This is a genomic window from Aeromonas eucrenophila, from assembly GCF_000819865.1.
Classification (GTDB): domain Bacteria; phylum Pseudomonadota; class Gammaproteobacteria; order Enterobacterales; family Aeromonadaceae; genus Aeromonas; species Aeromonas eucrenophila.
Window position 1 is genome coordinate 194,449 of record NZ_CDDF01000005.1, and the last position, 17,169, is coordinate 211,617.

Annotated in this window: 14 protein-coding genes; 6 read left to right on the top strand and 8 right to left on the bottom strand. The window is 61.4% G+C overall.

The genetic code is table 11. The annotated features are described in order from the left end of the window. The first annotated feature begins 198 nt into the window (after nucleotides 1-198). Nucleotides 199-1,329 carry a GGDEF domain-containing protein gene (locus BN1124_RS04980; protein ID WP_042639733.1) on the top strand — a complete coding sequence of 377 codons (1,131 nt, stop codon included), beginning with the start codon at nucleotides 199-201 and terminating at the stop codon, nucleotides 1,327-1,329. Between the two features lie 448 nt (nucleotides 1,330-1,777). Beyond that, on the top strand, nucleotides 1,778-3,226 hold the full coding sequence (locus tag BN1124_RS04985; RefSeq protein ID WP_197066165.1) for a methyl-accepting chemotaxis protein: 1,449 nt from the start codon (nucleotides 1,778-1,780) through the stop codon (nucleotides 3,224-3,226). A 92-nt stretch (nucleotides 3,227-3,318) separates the two neighbouring features. On the opposite strand, the gene BN1124_RS04990 is transcribed toward BN1124_RS04985, so the two are convergent. Further along, entirely contained in the window at nucleotides 3,319-3,567 is a 249-nt protein-coding gene (locus BN1124_RS04990; RefSeq protein WP_033128664.1) for a DUF2498 family protein, read from the bottom strand. A 120-nt stretch (nucleotides 3,568-3,687) separates the two neighbouring features. Continuing rightward, nucleotides 3,688-5,067, bottom strand: a complete 1,380-nt coding sequence (locus BN1124_RS04995; protein WP_042639737.1) for an MATE family efflux transporter — start codon at nucleotides 5,065-5,067, stop codon at nucleotides 3,688-3,690. Nucleotides 5,068-5,187: 120 nt separating this feature from the next. On the opposite strand from BN1124_RS04995, the gene BN1124_RS05000 reads away from it, so the two are divergent. Continuing rightward, complete coding sequence (locus BN1124_RS05000; RefSeq protein WP_042639739.1) at nucleotides 5,188-6,045, top strand: helix-turn-helix transcriptional regulator; 858 nt, start codon at nucleotides 5,188-5,190, stop codon at nucleotides 6,043-6,045. Between the two features lie 55 nt (nucleotides 6,046-6,100). Continuing rightward, entirely contained in the window at nucleotides 6,101-7,798 is a 1,698-nt protein-coding gene (locus BN1124_RS05005; protein WP_042639741.1) for an NAD-dependent malic enzyme, read from the top strand. Nucleotides 7,799-7,877: 79 nt separating this feature from the next. Here BN1124_RS05005 and BN1124_RS05010 read toward each other — a convergent pair whose 3' ends face one another. From BN1124_RS05010 to BN1124_RS05025, 4 genes are all read right to left on the bottom strand, one after another. Next, on the bottom strand, nucleotides 7,878-8,948 hold the full coding sequence (locus BN1124_RS05010; protein ID WP_042639743.1) for an OmpA family protein: 1,071 nt from the start codon (nucleotides 8,946-8,948) through the stop codon (nucleotides 7,878-7,880). A gap of 231 nt (nucleotides 8,949-9,179) precedes the next feature. Continuing rightward, nucleotides 9,180-10,178 (bottom strand): porin OmpA, encoded by a 999-nt coding sequence (gene ompA / locus BN1124_RS05015; RefSeq protein ID WP_042639745.1) that lies wholly within the window; start codon nucleotides 10,176-10,178, stop codon nucleotides 9,180-9,182. Nucleotides 10,179-10,609: 431 nt separating this feature from the next. Beyond that, nucleotides 10,610-11,632 carry a porin OmpA gene (gene ompA, locus BN1124_RS05020; RefSeq protein ID WP_042639747.1) on the bottom strand — a complete coding sequence of 341 codons (1,023 nt, stop codon included), beginning with the start codon at nucleotides 11,630-11,632 and terminating at the stop codon, nucleotides 10,610-10,612. A gap of 308 nt (nucleotides 11,633-11,940) precedes the next feature. Then, nucleotides 11,941-12,534, bottom strand: a complete 594-nt coding sequence (locus tag BN1124_RS05025) for a hypothetical protein (protein ID WP_042639749.1) — start codon at nucleotides 12,532-12,534, stop codon at nucleotides 11,941-11,943. Between the two features lie 258 nt (nucleotides 12,535-12,792). Between BN1124_RS05025 and BN1124_RS05030 the strand changes: the two genes are divergently transcribed. Both BN1124_RS05030 and BN1124_RS05035 read left to right on the top strand, forming a co-directional pair. After that, a complete protein-coding gene (locus BN1124_RS05030) occupies nucleotides 12,793-13,059 on the top strand; it encodes a helix-turn-helix domain-containing protein (RefSeq protein WP_005298604.1) in 267 nt (88 codons plus the stop codon). Between the two features lie 201 nt (nucleotides 13,060-13,260). Then, on the top strand, nucleotides 13,261-14,622 hold the full coding sequence (locus BN1124_RS05035; RefSeq protein ID WP_042639754.1) for a sodium-dependent transporter: 1,362 nt from the start codon (nucleotides 13,261-13,263) through the stop codon (nucleotides 14,620-14,622). Between the two features lie 61 nt (nucleotides 14,623-14,683). On the opposite strand, the gene rssA is transcribed toward BN1124_RS05035, so the two are convergent. Then, complete coding sequence (gene rssA, locus BN1124_RS05040) at nucleotides 14,684-15,553, bottom strand: patatin-like phospholipase RssA (RefSeq protein WP_042639756.1); 870 nt, start codon at nucleotides 15,551-15,553, stop codon at nucleotides 14,684-14,686. A 33-nt stretch (nucleotides 15,554-15,586) separates the two neighbouring features. Then, on the bottom strand, nucleotides 15,587-17,143 hold the full coding sequence (locus BN1124_RS05045; protein ID WP_042639758.1) for a sensor domain-containing diguanylate cyclase: 1,557 nt from the start codon (nucleotides 17,141-17,143) through the stop codon (nucleotides 15,587-15,589). Between the last annotated feature and the right edge of the window lie 26 nt (nucleotides 17,144-17,169).

Below are 17,169 nucleotides of genomic sequence, written 5' to 3' on the forward strand. Positions count from 1 at the left end.
GTAGTGGCTGAAATGAGGCTGACCAGTGCTAATTGAGCAGGATCAGGTTTATTTCTTGATGGGTTGAAACGTTTGCGTGTGGCGATTATGATCCGCCGGTTTGTGTGAGGCCGTTCTCGTTATTAATGGGGCGAGTGCTGATGCATCCCGCTAGTAGCGGTGTAGAATGAGCCCTCAGTTGTTATGTGGAGACTCTGGATGCTGAAGCTGTCGGAGTTTTGGAGTGCCCGGGCTCACTCCGAAGATTTTACCCTGACCCGCATGGGTTTCATGACTGTGCGGCTGCGGCTGCTGACCTGTCTGCTGATGATAGGCCTCCCCGCCTGGGCGCTGGTCGATTGGCTGACCCTGCCCGGCGCCCAGTTTGACGTCCTGCTCAAGGCGCGGGTCTTCTGCCTGCTGGCTCTCTCCCCGCTCATCCCCTTCTCCTATCTCATCCACTTCAAGCGCGAGCGGATGAAGCTGGCGCTCGGCTACCTGATGACGGTGATGATGCTGTTCTCCCTCGTCTGCCTGGGGAGTTTCGGGGCGGAGCAGGAGCCGCAGGCGGGTTACCTGGTTTTCCCCTATCTGCTGATCAGCCTGTTTGCCATCTTCCCCATCCCGCTCTCCCTCAGCCTGCAACTGGCGGGGGGCATCTTGGTCACCATGCTGGCGGGTAACTGGTGGATGCAGGATCAGCCGCTCTGGAGCCAGCAGACCCTCAACCAGATCTGGCTGCTGGCGCTCTTCACCGTGGCCAGCGCCTGGGTGCAGTGCGGTCAGCTCAACATGTTGTTGCAGCTCTATCGGGAGTCCACCACCGACGAGCTGACCGGCATGATGAACCGCCGCCTGCTGATGAAGCGGCTGGAAAAAGCCAGGGTCACCATGATCCGCAAGCAGGCGCCCTTTGCGGTCTTGTTGCTGGATCTGGACCGCTTCAAGCGGATCAACGATAACTTCGGCCATCTGGCGGGGGACGCTGTGCTCAAGGAGGTGGCGGCGACCCTGGCGGAGCAGCTGGAGCCCGGCATGGTGCTCGGCCGCTACGGCGGTGAAGAGTTTGCCGTTCTGTTGCCCAATTGCGGCGAGATGAACAAGGCGAAGCGGGTCGCCGAGCGGCTGCGCATCGCGGTGGAGGCGCGGCTGGTGAAGAGTCCCACCTCCGATGAGCTGCTGGAGGTGACGGTGAGCATAGGCCTGACCCTGGCCCGGCGCGGGGAGAGCATAGAGGATCTGTTCAATCGGGCCGACGAGTGTCTCTACCTGGCCAAGATGGCGGGGCGCAACTGCGTGGCGGGGGACAACGAGCTTCCCCCCAAGCCCGCCGACACGAACGCGGCCTGAGGGCGGCCTCCCGATATCAGGTCCGCCGCCACCGGCATCCCCGGCGGTCGGGCCTGCCCTTGACCATTGAACGGCATCTGGCGTCAGTACCCGAGCCTAGGTGAGCACCAAGCTCCCCTCGAATAGTCCCCATCTTTTTCTCCCCTGCTATTTATCTCCTCCTCAATGTTTGTTCTTGAATGGATCCCTTGGCCTTGGCGTTGCGTCCGCTGACTCGCCCGGTCGACTAGCCAAAGCCCGATGACGCCGATGCGAATGATGAGGGGGCGGATAATTGGCTGCTATTGTGTAACTCAACAGTTTCCAGCTCGGGTTGGCACTGTGTTGTCTGCGATGGCCGGCATGGCGCCGGTCAGCGCCACAAGGATGAGACTTCTGGCTTTCAAGGGGAACATGAATGATATCAGCCGTCCACTTCAGCACTCATTACCGTAATGGTGATCGCATCATGCTGGGTTTGCTTTGGTTTACACTATTTTGTTCGGCTGGATTAGCATTTTGGCACGACACCTGGCTGCAAACTGCGCTGGTGGGCGGCTCGGTCTGCGCGCTGTTGACGGCGCTCTACCGGGTGCTGGCGGGCACTCGATGGATGCGTTGCCTCATCGGGGTGGGGCTGATGGTGATGGCGGCGCTGCACATCAACCAGGCTCGGGGGGTCATCGAGATCCACTTCGGCATCTTCGTGTTGCTGGCGGTGCTGACCTTCTACCGCGACTGGTTGCCTATCGTGGTCGCGGCGGCGGTGATCGCGGTGCATCACGTGTTGTTTCATGTGCTGCAACACGCCGGTTTTCCGGTCTATGTGATGCAGTTCCATGGCGGTTGGGGAATGATCTTCCTGCACGCGTTTTATGTGGTGGTGGAGAGCGTGATCCTCATCTATCTGGCGCGGCTCAGCCTGGCCGATGCCACCGAGAATCAGGAGGTGTTGAACAAGGTGCTGGTGGCGGCCAACCAGCTCAATCAGGGCGCTAGCCCGGACGCGCAGGCAACGGGCATCAAGCTCTCTTCCGGGCAGCGCTTCGATCACTTCCTCGAGCAGGTGTCCAATCTGGTGGACGGTGTGGCACGGGATAGCCGCAGCCTGGGGGAGCTGAGTCATGAACTCTTCCGGGCGGGGCATACCCTGGAGGACGGCGCCCAGCACCAGCTGGACGAGGTGTCCCGGATGAGCGGCGCCATGGGGTTGATGCTCACGGCCATGGGGGAGATCGCCGGGCATGTTGACCACACCCTGCAGTGTGCCGGTGAGGCCAGTGATCAGGTGGGCAAGGGGCGGGTGACTGTGGATCAGACCCGGGAGGACATACTGGCGCTGGCGAGCAGCATCGATGTTACCGATCGGACGGTGCAGTCGGTGGTCGATCAGACCGAGCAGATTGGCAGGGTACTGGAGGTGATCCACGACATCGCCCAGCAGACCAACCTGCTGGCGCTCAACGCAGCCATAGAAGCGGCGCGGGCGGGTGAGCAGGGACGGGGCTTTGCGGTGGTGGCCGAGGAGGTGCGCAATCTGTCCCAGAAGACTTCGGTCTCGACCAGCGAGATCCAGCAGATCATCGAGCGGCTTCAACAAGGCAGCCGGCAGGCCGCCAGCGCCATGCACGACAGCCGCGAGGGGGGGCAGCGCTGCGTGTCCGCCAGCCAGTCTGCCGCGCAGATGCTGCACGTGGTGGCGGATGACATCGCCAACATCAACCGCTTCAACGCGCTGATCGCGGCCACCACGCAGGAGCAGTCCCGCGTCTCGGTGGACATCAGCCATCGCCTGCAAACCGTCCAGCAGATTGCCGAGTGCAATGCCGACAACATCGGTGCCCTGACTCGCAGCAGTCAGTGCCTGCCACCGCTGGCGGCGCGGCTGGAGAACCTGGGTAGAGCCTTCCACGCCTAGTGGCCTGGGCAGATGCCGGCGCAACTGCCTGCTGGCGGCCAGAAAGAGAGATGCCAACCCTGGGGTGGCATCTTGGCAAGCAGTGCTGGCGTTTACGCCAGGCGATACTTGCCTGACAGCTGCTGGGCCAGCAGCTTGAACATGTTGAACACCGCCATGGTCTTGCCGGTCGGGGTACCGTCTTCACCGAGGAAGTACTCCCCCTTGAACACCAGGATCTCCCCCTTCTGCTCCACGGCGTCGGCGCGCATGCCGTGGATGAAGTCCTCGTGCTCCTTGATGATCTTGTTGGCCATCTCCAGCAGGGCAGTCTCGGTGATCAGCTCTTTTTCTGGTTGCATGCTCGTCTCCTTAAACGACTACTGACAGGGGTGCCCCCGTCGCTGATTGAAGAGGGGCCAAGCATACTGCAAAGGGGGATTTTCTGTCATTGATATGACCCCGTTTTTTGCCCCATCCCATCAGCCCATCACCAGATTTTTGAGCCAGCGGCGTTGGCGAATGCGGCGCTGCACCAGCAGCACCTTGCACAGCTCCTCCAGCAGCACCACCGCCACCACCCAGGAGAGGGGCCAGCCGAGCAGGCTGACCGCGGCCCAGGCGAGCGGCAGGCCGATGCACCACATGCCGACGATGTCGATGAAGATGCTGTAGTTCACATCGCCGCCGGAGCGCAGCACCCCTATGATGCCCACCATGTTGAACACCTTGAGCAACATGCCGAGGCACATGATGCCGAGCACCTGACCCGCCTCCAGCATCAGCTCGGGGGGCAGGTTGCCCACCCACTGCAACAGATTGGCCTGCAGCAACCAGACCACCAGCCCCACCAGCATGGCGCCGATCGGGGCGAGCAGCAGGAACAGCTGGGAGTGTTGCCAGGCGGCATCATATTCCTCGGCCCCGAGCCGGTGGCCGAGCAGGGTGGAGCAGGCCACCGCCAGCCCGAAGAACAGAGAGATGAGGATGCTCTCCAGGGTCCCGAGCGTGGTCATGATGGCCAGGGAGTCGGTGCCGAGATGGGCGTAGAGGAAGCCGTACAGCAGCATGCCGAAGGCCCAGAGCCCGTCGTGCAGCAGCAGCGGCAGGGCGATCAGGGTGAAGCGCACCACCTCCTTGCGCTTGAAGGCCGCCAGCCAGTCCGGCTTGCGCGGTACCAGCCGGGGCTCCTGGCGCAGCACATAGAGCAGCAAGAGCGCGGTCTGCAGCAGGCGGGCCAGGGTGGTGCCCCAGGCCGAGCCCGCGACTCCCATGGCCTCGAAGCCGAAGTTGCCGAAGATGAGGGCATAGTTGAGGATGACGTTGGCGATGATGGCAATGATGCCGATCCGGGTCGGCGCCACGGCGTTACCTACGGAGCGCAGGGCCGCCTCCAGCGGCACCACCACGGCGGTGCAGAGGATGGTGGCGCCGGTGATCATCAAAAACTCGTCGGCCAGCGGGCGTAGCACAGGATCCTGGCTGGCAAAGCCCAGCACGCTGCCCGGCGAGAACACATAGATGAGCGCAAAGGGCAGGCTCACCAGCAGGGCGCCCACCAGCGCCAGCGCCAGGGAGCGGCGCACCCCGGCCAGATCCCCCCGGCCGTAAAATTGCGCCGCCAAGACCGAGACCCCGCCCGAGAGCCCTGCTATCACCAGCAGGTTGAAGAAGAAGACCCGGTTACCCAAGCCGACCGCCGCCACCTCAGTGGTACCGAGCTGGCTCACCATCATGATGTCGATGAGACCGAGCAGGGAGAACATCATGGATTGCAGCGAGACCGGCAGGGCCAGCCGCCACAACCGGGTCATGAACTCGCGGTCGGTGGTTTGTTTTAAAATCGCTTGCCAATAATTCATATCTGTTAACCGGGTTGGTAAAAGATGACACATTTCGAGGGTATGATAGGCGTGAGCCCGGGCTGACCCACTGTGAGCGACTCTCGGCTTTATTGTGCAAAACTATCCTGTTGAGGTGCCATGAGCTTTACCAGCGAATGTTTGGAAATCGCCCCCGGCTGCGATGAGCGGATGCTGGGGCGCGAGGGACTGCCCCTGCTCGGCGAGGCGGGCATCTTCCTGACCGGTCTCTCCCACATTCGGGATCATTACCTGATCCGCCGCAACAGACCCGAGTTTCACATCCTGATGGTGAGCCACGACGAGGGCGGCGTCCTGCTCACCGACGAGGGGGAACAGCTCATACCGGCGAATTCTCTGGTGTTCTTGCCCGCCGCCGTGCCCGGTGGCCTGCGCCTCGCCGGGGAGCGCTGGCAGACCAGCTGGATCCTGCTGGACGACGTGCCGCGCTGGCGCCATCTGCACCGGCTCGGCCACCGCATCTGGCAGGGGGAGGAGGGGGAGCAACTCTATCACCTGCTCAGCCTGATGCAGGGGGAGGGGGTGAGATCGCCGCTGCAGCCCCAGCTGCTCAGCCTGCTGCTGGCGCTGCTGGACAGAACCCTGCAGGGGGAGGCGCGCGGTACCCCGGAGCTACGGTTGCAGGCGCTGTTTCGACGGGTGGAGGCGCGCCTGGACGAGCCCTGGAGCGTGGCCCTGCTCGCCGACCTGATGGCCTGCTCGGTGCCGCACCTGCATCGGCTCTGCCGGCAGGCGTTCGGCATGGGCCCCATGGCCTGGCTCACTCAGCTGCGAATGAACAAGGCGCGTCAGCTGCTGCTCTACACCAACTGGCCCCTGAGCGAACTTGCCAGCCGGGTTGGCTACAGCGATGGGGCGAACTTTGCGAACCGCTTTCGTCGCCTCACTGGTCAGACCCCCGGCGCCTTTCGTCGCCTGGGTCGCAAACCTTTTGCAACGGATGTGCAAACTCTTTGAAATTAATGGCTCAAGCCCATAGGATCGGCGGGCCACACAGTCAAGGTACAGATCCATGTTTGAAGAAGATAATAATCAGAAACGTCCTCTCTACATCCCCTACGCCGGCCCGGCCCTGCTGGAGACGCCCCTGCTCAACAAGGGCAGCGCCTTCACCAGCGAGGAGCGCAGCAGCTTCAACCTGGAAGGCCTGTTGCCCCAGAACATCGAGACCATCGAAGAGCAGGCCGTGCGTGCCTACCGCCAGTTCATGGCGTTTGGCAACGACATGGACAGACACATCTATCTGCGCAACATCCAGGATACCAACGAAACCCTGTTCTACCGCCTGCTGACCAATCACCTGACCGAGATGCTGCCGGTCATCTACACCCCGACCGTCGGCAAAGCGTGCGAGGAGTTCTCCAACATCTATCGCCGCGCCCGCGGCCTCTTCATCTCCTATCCGGACAAGGACAGGATCGATGACATGCTGCAAAACGCCACCAAGCAGAACGTCAAGGTCATCGTCGTGACCGATGGCGAGCGGATCCTGGGTCTGGGCGATCAGGGCATCGGCGGCATGGGCATCCCCATCGGCAAGCTGTCGCTCTATACCGCCTGTGGCGGCATCTCCCCCGCCTACTGCCTGCCGGTGGTGCTGGACGTGGGCACCAACAACCAGCAGTTGCTGAGCGATCCCTTCTACATGGGCTGGCGCAATCCGCGCATCTCGGGAGAGGAATACGACGACTTCGTCGACGCCTTCATCCAGGCGGTCAAGCGTCGCTGGCCCGACATCCTGTTGCAGTTCGAGGACTTCGCCCAGGGCAACGCCACGCCGCTGCTCAACCGCTACAAGAACGAGCTGTGCTGCTTCAACGATGACATTCAGGGCACGGCCGCCGTTACCTTGGGCAGCCTGATCGCCGCCTGCAAGGCCTCCGGCGCCAAGCTCTCCGAGAAGCGGGTCGCCTTCCTCGGCGCTGGCAGCGCGGGCTGCGGCATCGCCGAGCAGATAGTGGCGCAGATGAAGGCCGAAGGGCTGACGGACGCCGAGGCCCGTGGTCGGGTGTTCATGGTGGACAGGTTTGGCCTCATCACCGACAAGATCCCGAACCAGCTGCCGTTCCAGCGCAAGCTCTCCCAACCGGTGGAGCGGATCGCCGACTGGCCGGTGGGGGACAACATCTCCCTGCTGGAGGTGATGGAGCATGGTCGTCCGGATATCCTGATCGGGGTGTCCGGTCAGCCGGGTCTGTTCACCGAAGAGGTGGTCAAGACCATGCACAAGCACTGTGCCCGTCCCATCATCTTCCCGCTCTCCAACCCCACCTCCCGGGTGGAAGCCACCCCGGCGGATCTCATTCGCTGGACCGATGGCCAGGTGCTGGTGGCGACCGGCAGCCCGTTCGCACCGGTGGAGCACAAGGGCAAGCGCTACGTCATCGCCCAGTGCAACAACTCCTTCATCTTCCCGGGCATCGGCCTCGGCGTCATCGCCTCCGGCGCGACCCGGGTGACCGACGCCATGCTGATGTCGGCCAGCCGGGCGCTCGCCGAGTGTTCGCCGCTGGTGAAGGGAGAGGAGGGCTCTCTGCTGCCGGATCTGGCGGACATCCATCAGGTCTCCCGCTACATCGCCAAGATGGTGGCCAAGACCGCCATGTTGCAGGGCAAGGCGGTGCAGACGCCGGACGAGGTTATAGACCAGGCCATAGAGGCGAACTTCTGGCGGCCGGAATACCGGCGCTATCGCCGTACCTCCTTCTAAGAGGCGGTACATAAATGCAGAAGGGATGCTCAGGCATCCCTTTTTTGTGCACGGCTGCGGTTGATTAGAGGAGCGCGGCTTATTGGGCCGGTTGCTCGGCCGCCGGCTCTGTGGCTGCGGGTTCTGCAGCGGGGGCGGACTGTACCCCTGTGACACGCACCTCGACCCGGCGATCCGGGGCCAGACAGTCGATGAGGGCAGCCCTTGCCTTGACGGCATCACACTGGTTGCCGGTCACCGGGTTGCTCTCGCCATGCCCCTCGATGCTGACCTTGTCGGCGGGCAGCCCCTTGCCGATCAGGAAGTCGGCCACGGTTCTGGCACGGGCCTCGGACAGCGCCTGGTTGTTGGTATCCGAACCGATGCGGTCGGTGTAACCCATCACCACTGCGTTGCCATCCTTGGGTTTGACGTCGGCGATCTGCTGGTACAGATCCTCCAGCGCTGTCATGCCTTCCGGCTTGAGCTCCGCCTTGCCGAAGGCAAACAGCACGTCCGAACTCAGGTTGAAGGTCTGATCCACCGGCTCGGGTGCTGGCGCTGCCATCACCAGAGGGGCCGCTACCGGCAAGGCGGCGACGGTGCGGTTGGGGTGCAAGACCAGCTCCAGGGTGGCGGTGCTGATGTCGCTGACCCAGCGCCCGTTGACGCTATTGGCGAAGCCGTTGTCAGAGTCATCCCCCACCCGCACCATGTAACGATAGCGAGCCTGGATGTCGATCCAGTCGCTCAGTCTGGCGGTCATGCCGAGCCCCGCCAGCGGCGCCAGGTTGTCCTCGCTGCCGTTGATGGACTTGACGTGGTAGATGTAGCCACCGCCCTCGGCGAACACCGAGAAGATGTCGTTCAGGGGCAGCCGACCCAGGACCGACAGGGTCGCCCCCTGATTGCTGAATTTGTTCCCGTTGATATCCCAGCTACCACCCGACAGATAACCCAGCTCGGCGCCCAGGTTTTCGGTGAAGTTGTAGCCGGCGAAGGCGTTGTAGGCGGTGTCGTCGTTGCTGATGTCCTTGCTGAAGTCATCGAGGTCATGGGCCCATGCCCAGCCCGCCCCAGCCCCCACATACCAGTCGTGAACGGGGGCCGCCTGCGCCGCTGTGGTCGCCAATGCCAATGCAATCCATACCGGTTTCAGTCTTATGTTCATCGCGTTTCCTCGTCGATGTTGGGTGTTATAGGGCTCCCAGCCCTTTGCTATGTATAGCCACCATTATGTATAGGCGATATAAGAGGTTTAACCACTTAAGTGACGAGGGCATATAGGGAATTTGTGAGGAAGCAGGCAAAGATAGCCGCCTGACCTGCGCGGGTGACAGGGAAAAAGGGTGATAAAAAAAGGGGCCGACTGGCCCCTTTTGTTGGATGCGAATCGATCAGCTTATTGCTGGACTTCCTGCACACCGGTGACGCGGACTTCGACGCGGCGATCCGGGGCCAGGCAGGAGATCAGCTGAGTCTTGCCCTTGACGCCGTCACACTGGGTGCCGGTGACAGGGTTGGCTTCGCCGCGACCCTCGATGGCGACCTTGCCAGCCGGCAGGCCCTTGCCGACCAGGAAGTCGGCCACGGTGCGGGCACGGGCTTCGGACAGCTTCAGGTTGTAGGCATCGGAGCCGATGCGGTCGGTGTAACCCACCACCACGGCGCTGCCGTCTTTGGGCTGAACGTCAACAATCTGCTGATACAGGGTGTTGAGGGCGGCGGTCCCTTCCGGCTTCAGGGTGGATTTGCCGAAGGCAAACAGCACGTCCGAGCTCAGGGAGAAGTTCTTGTCGACCACGACGGGCTCGGGCGCGGCCACCACGGGGGCGACGACCGGTGCGACATAGGCCTTGCGGTTCGGGTGCATCACCAGTTCCAGGGTCGCGACGCTCATGTCGGTTTGCCAGGTCTTCTGCTCGTCACCCAGATCCCACATATAGCGATAACGGGCCTGCACATCGAGCAGATCGGTGAGCTTGGCGGTCAAACCCAGACCGGCCAGCGGCGAGGTGCCGTTGTCGCTGTCGCCGTTGCCGTTGACGTGGTTGAAGTAGGCGCCACCTTCGGCAAACACCGAGAAGATGTCATTCAGCGGCAGGCGGGCGATACCGGACAGGGTCGCACCCTGGGTCTTGAAGTCGACCCCGTCGACGCCAGCCTTGCCGGCGTAGAGGTAGCCCAGCTCGGCGGCGAAGTTTTCGGTGAAGTTGTAACCACCGAACAGGGACAGCGCGGTGGCATCCTTGTCGGCATCCAGACCGAAGGAGTCCAGGTCATGGCCATATGCCCAACCGGCACCCATACCTGTGTACCAGTCGTCGGCCGCCTGGGCGGTGGAAGTTCCCATGGCTGCAATAGCCAGAGCAATCAGGGTTGGTGCCATTTTCATTTTCATCATTTTATCCTCGTTGAGTTGCCGTGCTAGGGCGTACTGCACTCTCTTGTTATACCGATCGCAGATGACATTTCATGTTGCGATTCCGTGAGCGGGTCACGGGCGGCCTGAATAAAAAATGGATGGTAACCTGGATTCTCATGAAGCCATTGCTTCATGGACAACTAACCGGGCAATTAAGCACTTTTAATAGTTCATCCAATGTCTTACAAGCGGGGCTACTGTATTCTTTTGACTCGGCTTGATCAAGTTTCTGCACAGATAAGCAGCGACGGGCCTGTGGCCTGGGGGGGAGAGCCGGGGGCGGGAAGAAGAAAAGGAGGCGCTGAGACAGAAGGTGACGCCAGCGGGGCCAGCTAATTGCAAAGAGCAGACAGCAAAAGGGGGATGCCGTGGCATCCCCCTTTTCGCATTATCTGAACCGAGTCAGATTATTGCTGAACTTCTTGAACGCCGGAGATGCGAACTTCTACGCGACGGTCCGGGGACAGGCAGGAGATCAGCTCGTTCTTGGCCTTGACGCCGTTGCACTTGGTGCCGGTGACAGGGTTGGCTTCGCCACGACCTTCGATGGCAACCTTGCTGGCAGCCATACCCTTGCTAACCAGGAAGTTGGCAACGGTGCGGGCACGGGCTTCGGACAGCTTCTGGTTGTAAGCGTCGGAACCGATACGGTCGGTGTAACCAACAACAACGGCGTTGCCGTCTTTCGGCTGGAACTCAACGATCTGTTGGTACAGAGCGTTCAGGGCAGCGGTACCTTCCGGCTTCAGGCTGTCTTTGCCAAAGGCAAACAGCACGTCGGAGTTCAGGGCGAAGTTCTTCTCAACGACTTGCGGAGCAGGAGCCGGAGCTTCTTCAACAACCGGAGCCGGAGCCGGAGCTACGTAGGAAGAACGGAACGGGTGCCATACGGCTTCCACGGTGGCGATGCTTTGGTTGGACTTGTAGTTGGCACCGTTGTCGGCGTGCAGGTCAGCCACGTCCCACATGTAACGGTAGCGAGCTTGCAGATCCAGAGCGTCGTTAACCTTGTAGGTCACGCCCACGCCAGCCAGCGGGGATACCTTGGTATCGCTGGTGCCCATACCATCGGTGTGACCCCAGTAGGCACCAGCTTCACCGAACAGGGAGAAATCGTTGCCCAGCGGCAGACGACCGATACCGGACAGGGTGGCACCCTGGCTCTCGTAACGGTTGCCGTCGGTGTTACCACGGCCGGTGTACTGGTAGCCCAGCTCGGAACCGAAGTACTCGTTGAAGTTGTAACCAGCGAAGACGTTGGTCGCAGTCGCGTCTTCTTCGCCGGTGTTCACGCCTTCGACCTTGTTCAGACCGTTGAAGTGAGTAGCACCGATACCGGCACCGAAGTAGAAATCATCAGCGGCTTGAGCAGTAGTGGTACCCAGAGCAGCCATAGCGATGGCGATCAGGGAAGGAGCCATTTTCATCATAAAAAAATCCTCGTTGAGATGGCACGTTGTTCACGTGCTTCGCAGTTTTTAATTTATGTAAGCTGCAGGCTCTGCCGAACAACGATCGTTGCGTCGGGCAGGGATCCTGGATCCCTCCAGGAGGCACCCGATGTGGGCGCACAAGCGAACGGGTTGCATTGTCACAATGCGTTCACCCCTCCACGAACAGCCGATGTCATTCCGATGACGTGGCGCACTCTATGCTCATTTCAAAACATGATCAAGCTCACAGATAATCCCTATGGCAGATTGTGTCGTGTGATTAACTCGCTGTTTATCCGGATCTATTAGTGATCCAAGTAAGCACGATGCAGCTTTTTTTCAAGCTTCATATAGGCCTCAACCCAGGCATGCTGCGGCGTGGAGCCGGGCACCCTTGCCGAGAACACCGCGAGGTAATCTGCCTCAGTTGCTTCGCACAGCAAGGGTGTGAAGCTGAGTAAAAAATGACGGGCGAGATAGGGGTCGAGTGGCCAGATATTGAGGATGGCCCGTGCCACTGGCTGAACGGCGGCTGAACAAATGAAATGTTGATGTCCCGCCTCCAGCCACTGTGCCATCTCGCACAGGCCCTGTTCGGGCACCAGCCCCCCATCCCCTTTCGTCACCGCAAGCTTCATATGATTACCATTGCCAAGCAACAGGGTGCCGTCCTCCTGCAAGACTCCGTCGTGACCGCGCAGCGGCAGTGTGACGGGGCGTTCGAGATAGAGGCTGCACTTGTCTGACAGGGCTGCCAGCACTGGCGCGGCCTCGTCTTGCATGGCCGCGGGCAGCCAGAATGCCTCGGCCCGGGTTTGTTGGCCCTGAGCGAGTTGACGGAGGAGCGTATTAGGATCTGAATCCGGGTGGAGACGGGAGATGATGCCGGGAAATGCCATGCTGATTACTCTTTAAGGGATAACCGACGAATTATACGAGTTATGTCCGTGGCAACAATAAAGGTTTCTTTTCGAGACTGTTTACCTGAGGCGACTCTGCGATTACCATCCCCGATGTTTGTAAGGGTTGTCGTCGAAAGACGCTGATTAAAGATAGAGGCTCGACCATAACGAGTCCGTTCAAAACTGATACACTTGACTACGAGTCGTCGCGAAAAATAAAGGTGGAGTCAATCCGCCGAACGGAGTATGGAACACATGAATTCAAATATCGTAACTGTTGGCAAGAAGATCCGTCAGATCCGCGAAGCGGTTGGCCTGAGCCGTCCTAAATTTGCCGATCTGTTGGGCGTCCCCCCGACTACCCTGAAAAATTATGAGCTGGGTTATCGTGAAGTCGGAGGCGCCTTCCTGGTTGCCCTGGCTCACCACCCGGAACTGCACAAGTTCACCCTCTGGCTGCTGGCCGACAAGAAAGTCGCCGAAATCGGTCAGATCGGTCCGGACGATATTGCCAAGGCTTAAGTTCGTTGAGCCCAGATAAAAGTGCCGCCCTCGAGGCGGCATTTTTTATTCACCAATCTTTACCCCAGCTGAATTGAATTCAATGAAATGTGCTCTGCGCTGAGATTTCAACCTAAAGCCCTTGGCAAACTGGCGTAATCCCCACAAAATTCCGACCCTTTGATCGGGGGGCCTCCCCGGATTGTGTACAGCGAGACAAGCATGAGTCACACCACTCCGAAAGTCAGAGACGGCTTTACCAGTACCTTCGGCGTCCTCGCCGCTACTCTGGGCTCGGCCGTCGGCCTTGGCAACATCTGGAAATTTCCCTATCTGACCGGGGAGAACGGTGGCGCCGGCTTCCTGCTGGTCTATGTCATCGCCACCCTGCTGGTCGGGCTGCCGGTGATGATTTCGGAGATCATGCTGGGCCGTCAGGCCAAGTCTGACGTTGTGACCGGCCTCATCAAGCTGGCGCCCAAGCGGCAGCCCTGGTGGCTGATCGCGGTCATGGGGGTGGCGGCGGCTTTCCTCATCATGTCCTTCTATTCCGAGGTGGCGGCCTGGGTGTTCGCCTACATCTTCAAGGCGATCAGCGGCGAGATCCTGTCGACCGATCCCGCAGTGACTGGTGCGGCCTTCAATGCCCTGATCACCAACCCGTTGCAGAGTCTGCTCTGGCAATGGCTGGTGCTGGCGCTGATGGGGGGCATTCTGCTGTTGGGGGTTGCCAAGGGGATAGAGGCGGTCACCAAGAAGCTGATGCCGGTGCTCTTCATCCTGCTGCTGGTGATAGGCCTGCGCAGCCTGACCCTGCCCGGGGCGAGCGAGGGGCTGAACTTCCTGTTCTCGCCGGATTTCTCCAAGATCACCGCCGGCGTGGTGCTGACGGCCATGGGGCTGGCGTTCTTCAAGCTCTCCATCGGCATGGGCTGCATGATGACCTATGGCAGCTACTTCCGGGATGATCAGAACATTCCGCTGACCACCTTCCGGGTCATGTGCGCCGACCTGTTCGTCTCCATGCTGGCGGGGATAGCCATCTTCCCGGCGGTGTTTGCCTTCGGTTTCGAGCCATCGGCCGGTCCCTCCCTGCTGTTCATCACCATACCGGCGGTGTTTGCCAGCATCCCGTTCGGCCACCTGTTCATGGTGCTGTTCTTCGTGCTCTCCGCCATCGCAGCGACCGGGGCCATGCTCTCCATCCTGGAAGTGCCGGTCTCGGTACTCTCCGAGCGCTTCCACATGAGCCGCGCCAAGGCGACCCTCATCAACCTGCTGGTGCTGGGCGCGGTCGGCTCGACCTGTGCGCTCTCCAACAGCACGCTGGCGGACGTGCAGATCGCCGGCAAGACCTTCTTCGATCTGTTCGACTTCGTCTCCTCCAACGTGCTGATGCCGCTGGGCGGCATTCTGCTGTGCCTGTTTGTCGGCTGGGTCTGGGGCTATGAGCGCATGGAATCGGCCTTGACCAATGGCGGCAAGCTGGAACTCAGGATCCTCAAGCCGCTGTTCTTCATCATCCGCTACGTGTCGCCGCTGCTGATCCTGGTGGTGATGCTCAAGGGGCTGGGGCTGTTCTGACAGTTCGCACTCCGAATAAAAAAGAGCGCCTGATGGCGCTCTTTTTGTTTACAGCATGACGTCAGATCAGCCGGAGCCGGGACAGCTCTTCCTTGAGTTGCTCCATGTTGCGCTCGACGCACGCCTGGCCCTCGTCGATGGCGTCCGCCGCCCGGTGGAAATCCATGATGGAGAAGCTGCCAAGACGGGGGCAGAACTGGATTTCGGGGGGATCCCCGGCCATCCGGGCGCGGGTGATCCGCTCCTGCATGATATTGATGGAGCCGGTCATCACGCTCCACATGCCGGGGGTGCTGGGCTCGCGCTCGCCCCGGTTCAGCCACTGGCTGAGCAGGCCGCCCTGGGCCGGCTCGTCCGAGTCATCGGCCCAAGGCTGGTGCATGTCGGCGTTGAGGTTGACGGCGATCACCACCTCGGCCCCCATGGCACGGGCCAGAGAGATGGGCACCGGGTTGACCACGGCCCCGTCCACCAGCCACTGCTCGTCGATGCGGGTGGGGGTCAGGATGCCGGGCATGCCGCAGGAGGCGCGCACACACTGGCGCAGCGGCCCCTCTTGCAACCAGATCTCGCGCCCGGTGTTGAGCTCGGTGGCGACGCAGGCGAAGGGCAGCGGCAGGCTCTCGATGGGGGGATCGCCGAGGTGACTGGCGGCGATGCCAAATACCTTGTCGCCCCGAAACAGGCCGCCGGAGAGTGCGGGATCGAGCAATCCCATCACCTGCAAGCGGCTGAAGCCTCGCACCCAGGATTCCAGCTTGTCCAGTTCACCGGCCGCATAGGCCGCGCCCACGAAGCTGCCGATGGAGCAACCGGCCACCAGATCCGGTTTGACACCGAGTTGTTCCAGTGCCCGTATGATGCCTATGTGCGCCCAGCCTCGGGCAGCACCGCTGCCCAGAGCCAGTCCCAGGCGGGGTTTTCGTGCCACTGTGCGTCTCCTGATGTGAATGAGGGTTCCAGCTTACTCCTGGTTCCCCTCCGCGTCATCTTGCCAGCCTTCGCTGCGATTGCGGCCGTTGGCCTTGGCCTTATAGAGGGCGGCATCTGCCCGGCGAATGGCCTCTTGCAACCGGATGCCCGGATGCTGGCGGCAATAACCCAGGCTGACGGTGACCCGCAGATCGGCCGCGATGTCGGACCAGGCGTGCTGCTCTATGCTCACCCGCAGCTGCTCGGCCAGCTGGTCGAGGGGGGTGGTCTTGCCGACCACCAGCAGCAGGAACTCCTCTCCTCCCCAGCGGATCAGGGTATTGCCCCGCACCTGCAACGGCTGGCAGAGCCGCACCAGCTGGATCAGCACCTGATCACCGACCCCGTGACCGAAGGTATCGTTGACTCGCTTGAAGTGATCGCAGTCGAACATGATGGCGCCGATGTGGTGGGAACCCGCCCTGGCATGCCGGTGTTCGAACGCATCGAAATGGTGGCGATTGAAGGCGCCGGTGAGCGCATCGTGTTGGGACAGATAGTTCAACCGGCGATTGAGCCGGCGGGATCGCAGGCTGGAGATGATCGCCACGGCCAGACAAAACAGGGTGAGCAGGGCGGTCACCGACTGCCAGAACAGCGCCTCCAGCAGGGAGATCAGCGGAATGCGGTGGATCAGGGTCAACGGGGTGCCGGGGATGGCATGGACCAGCTGGAAGGCGCCTTGCTGCCAGTGATATTCATCCTGCTGCTCGCCAAGGAGCAGGGGCGGTGCCGTACCGGGCTGGCTGCGCGCCAGGATCTGCTGGTGTGCATTGGCCAAAAACAGAGTGCCCGTCTGGGGGGCGGGTTTATGCAGGGCTTGCTCGAGATGGCTGAGCAAGATATCGATGCTGAGCACCCCCACCACTTTTCGGGCGTGGAAGATGGGTTGGGACAGGGTGATCATCTGGCCCTGTCCGGCGAAATCCTGATAGGGACGCGACAGGGCGGCGTGCCGGCTGTGGGGGGGCTGGGCCAGGGCATCCAGCCAGTAGGACTTCTGGTAAATAGTGGCGTCGAAACGAAACTGGCGGGAAGGCACCCAGGGATAGAGGTAGATGAAGTGATCCACCCCGGTGAAATAGAGCCAGGCCACGTCCTTGGAGAGCAGCTGGGCGGCGGTCGAGAGCAGGGGAGAGAGGCTGAGCGCCAGGTGGATGGTGCTTTCCCGCTCGCTGCCCGGCGCCGGCAGCGGCCCCTGGCCGGTCAGGTTGCCGACCAGGCCGGGAGGCAGGTCGACGGGCACCCTGTCCAGAGCCATGCCCAGCACCGGATCGACCCGCAGGGCGCGGTAGAGCTGGTGGGTCAGGGCCGTCTGGGGGTTGCTGCGCAGCCGCTCCTCGGCCTGGCCACGCATGGCCTCGAGCAAGGTATCTATCTGCTGATACTGGGATCTCAGCTCCGCTGCCGTGCCTATGGTGTCACGCTTGTTCAACTCGGTGATCTGGCGAAAGGAGTGCTGCAGGGCGAGGAATAACAGAAAGATGCTCAGACCCAGCAGCAGCCACTGCAGACGGTACTTGGCGAAGGCATGGAACAGTCGGGGCATAGGGTTCCGAGGTTGTTACTGATTTG

What these genes read in the sequence shown, in the direction of transcription:
- BN1124_RS04995 (WP_042639737.1), bottom strand. Translation starts at nt 5,067, where the DNA reads ATGAATTATTGGCAAGCGATTTTAAAACAAACCACCGACCGCGAGTTC.
- BN1124_RS05035 (WP_042639754.1), top strand. Translation starts at nt 13,261, where the DNA reads ATGAGTCACACCACTCCGAAAGTCAGAGACGGCTTTACCAGTACCTTC.
- BN1124_RS05010 (WP_042639743.1), bottom strand. Translation starts at nt 8,948, where the DNA reads ATGAACATAAGACTGAAACCGGTATGGATTGCATTGGCATTGGCGACC.
- BN1124_RS05025 (WP_042639749.1), bottom strand. Translation starts at nt 12,534, where the DNA reads ATGGCATTTCCCGGCATCATCTCCCGTCTCCACCCGGATTCAGATCCT.
- BN1124_RS05030 (WP_005298604.1), top strand. Translation starts at nt 12,793, where the DNA reads ATGAATTCAAATATCGTAACTGTTGGCAAGAAGATCCGTCAGATCCGC.
- BN1124_RS05005 (WP_042639741.1), top strand. Translation starts at nt 6,101, where the DNA reads ATGTTTGAAGAAGATAATAATCAGAAACGTCCTCTCTACATCCCCTAC.
- BN1124_RS04980 (WP_042639733.1), top strand. Translation starts at nt 199, where the DNA reads ATGCTGAAGCTGTCGGAGTTTTGGAGTGCCCGGGCTCACTCCGAAGAT.
- BN1124_RS05000 (WP_042639739.1), top strand. Translation starts at nt 5,188, where the DNA reads ATGAGCTTTACCAGCGAATGTTTGGAAATCGCCCCCGGCTGCGATGAG.
- BN1124_RS05045 (WP_042639758.1), bottom strand. Translation starts at nt 17,143, where the DNA reads ATGCCCCGACTGTTCCATGCCTTCGCCAAGTACCGTCTGCAGTGGCTG.
- ompA (WP_042639747.1), bottom strand. Translation starts at nt 11,632, where the DNA reads ATGATGAAAATGGCTCCTTCCCTGATCGCCATCGCTATGGCTGCTCTG.
- BN1124_RS04985 (WP_197066165.1), top strand. Translation starts at nt 1,778, where the DNA reads ATGCTGGGTTTGCTTTGGTTTACACTATTTTGTTCGGCTGGATTAGCA.
- ompA (WP_042639745.1), bottom strand. Translation starts at nt 10,178, where the DNA reads ATGAAAATGAAAATGGCACCAACCCTGATTGCTCTGGCTATTGCAGCC.
- BN1124_RS04990 (WP_033128664.1), bottom strand. Translation starts at nt 3,567, where the DNA reads ATGCAACCAGAAAAAGAGCTGATCACCGAGACTGCCCTGCTGGAGATG.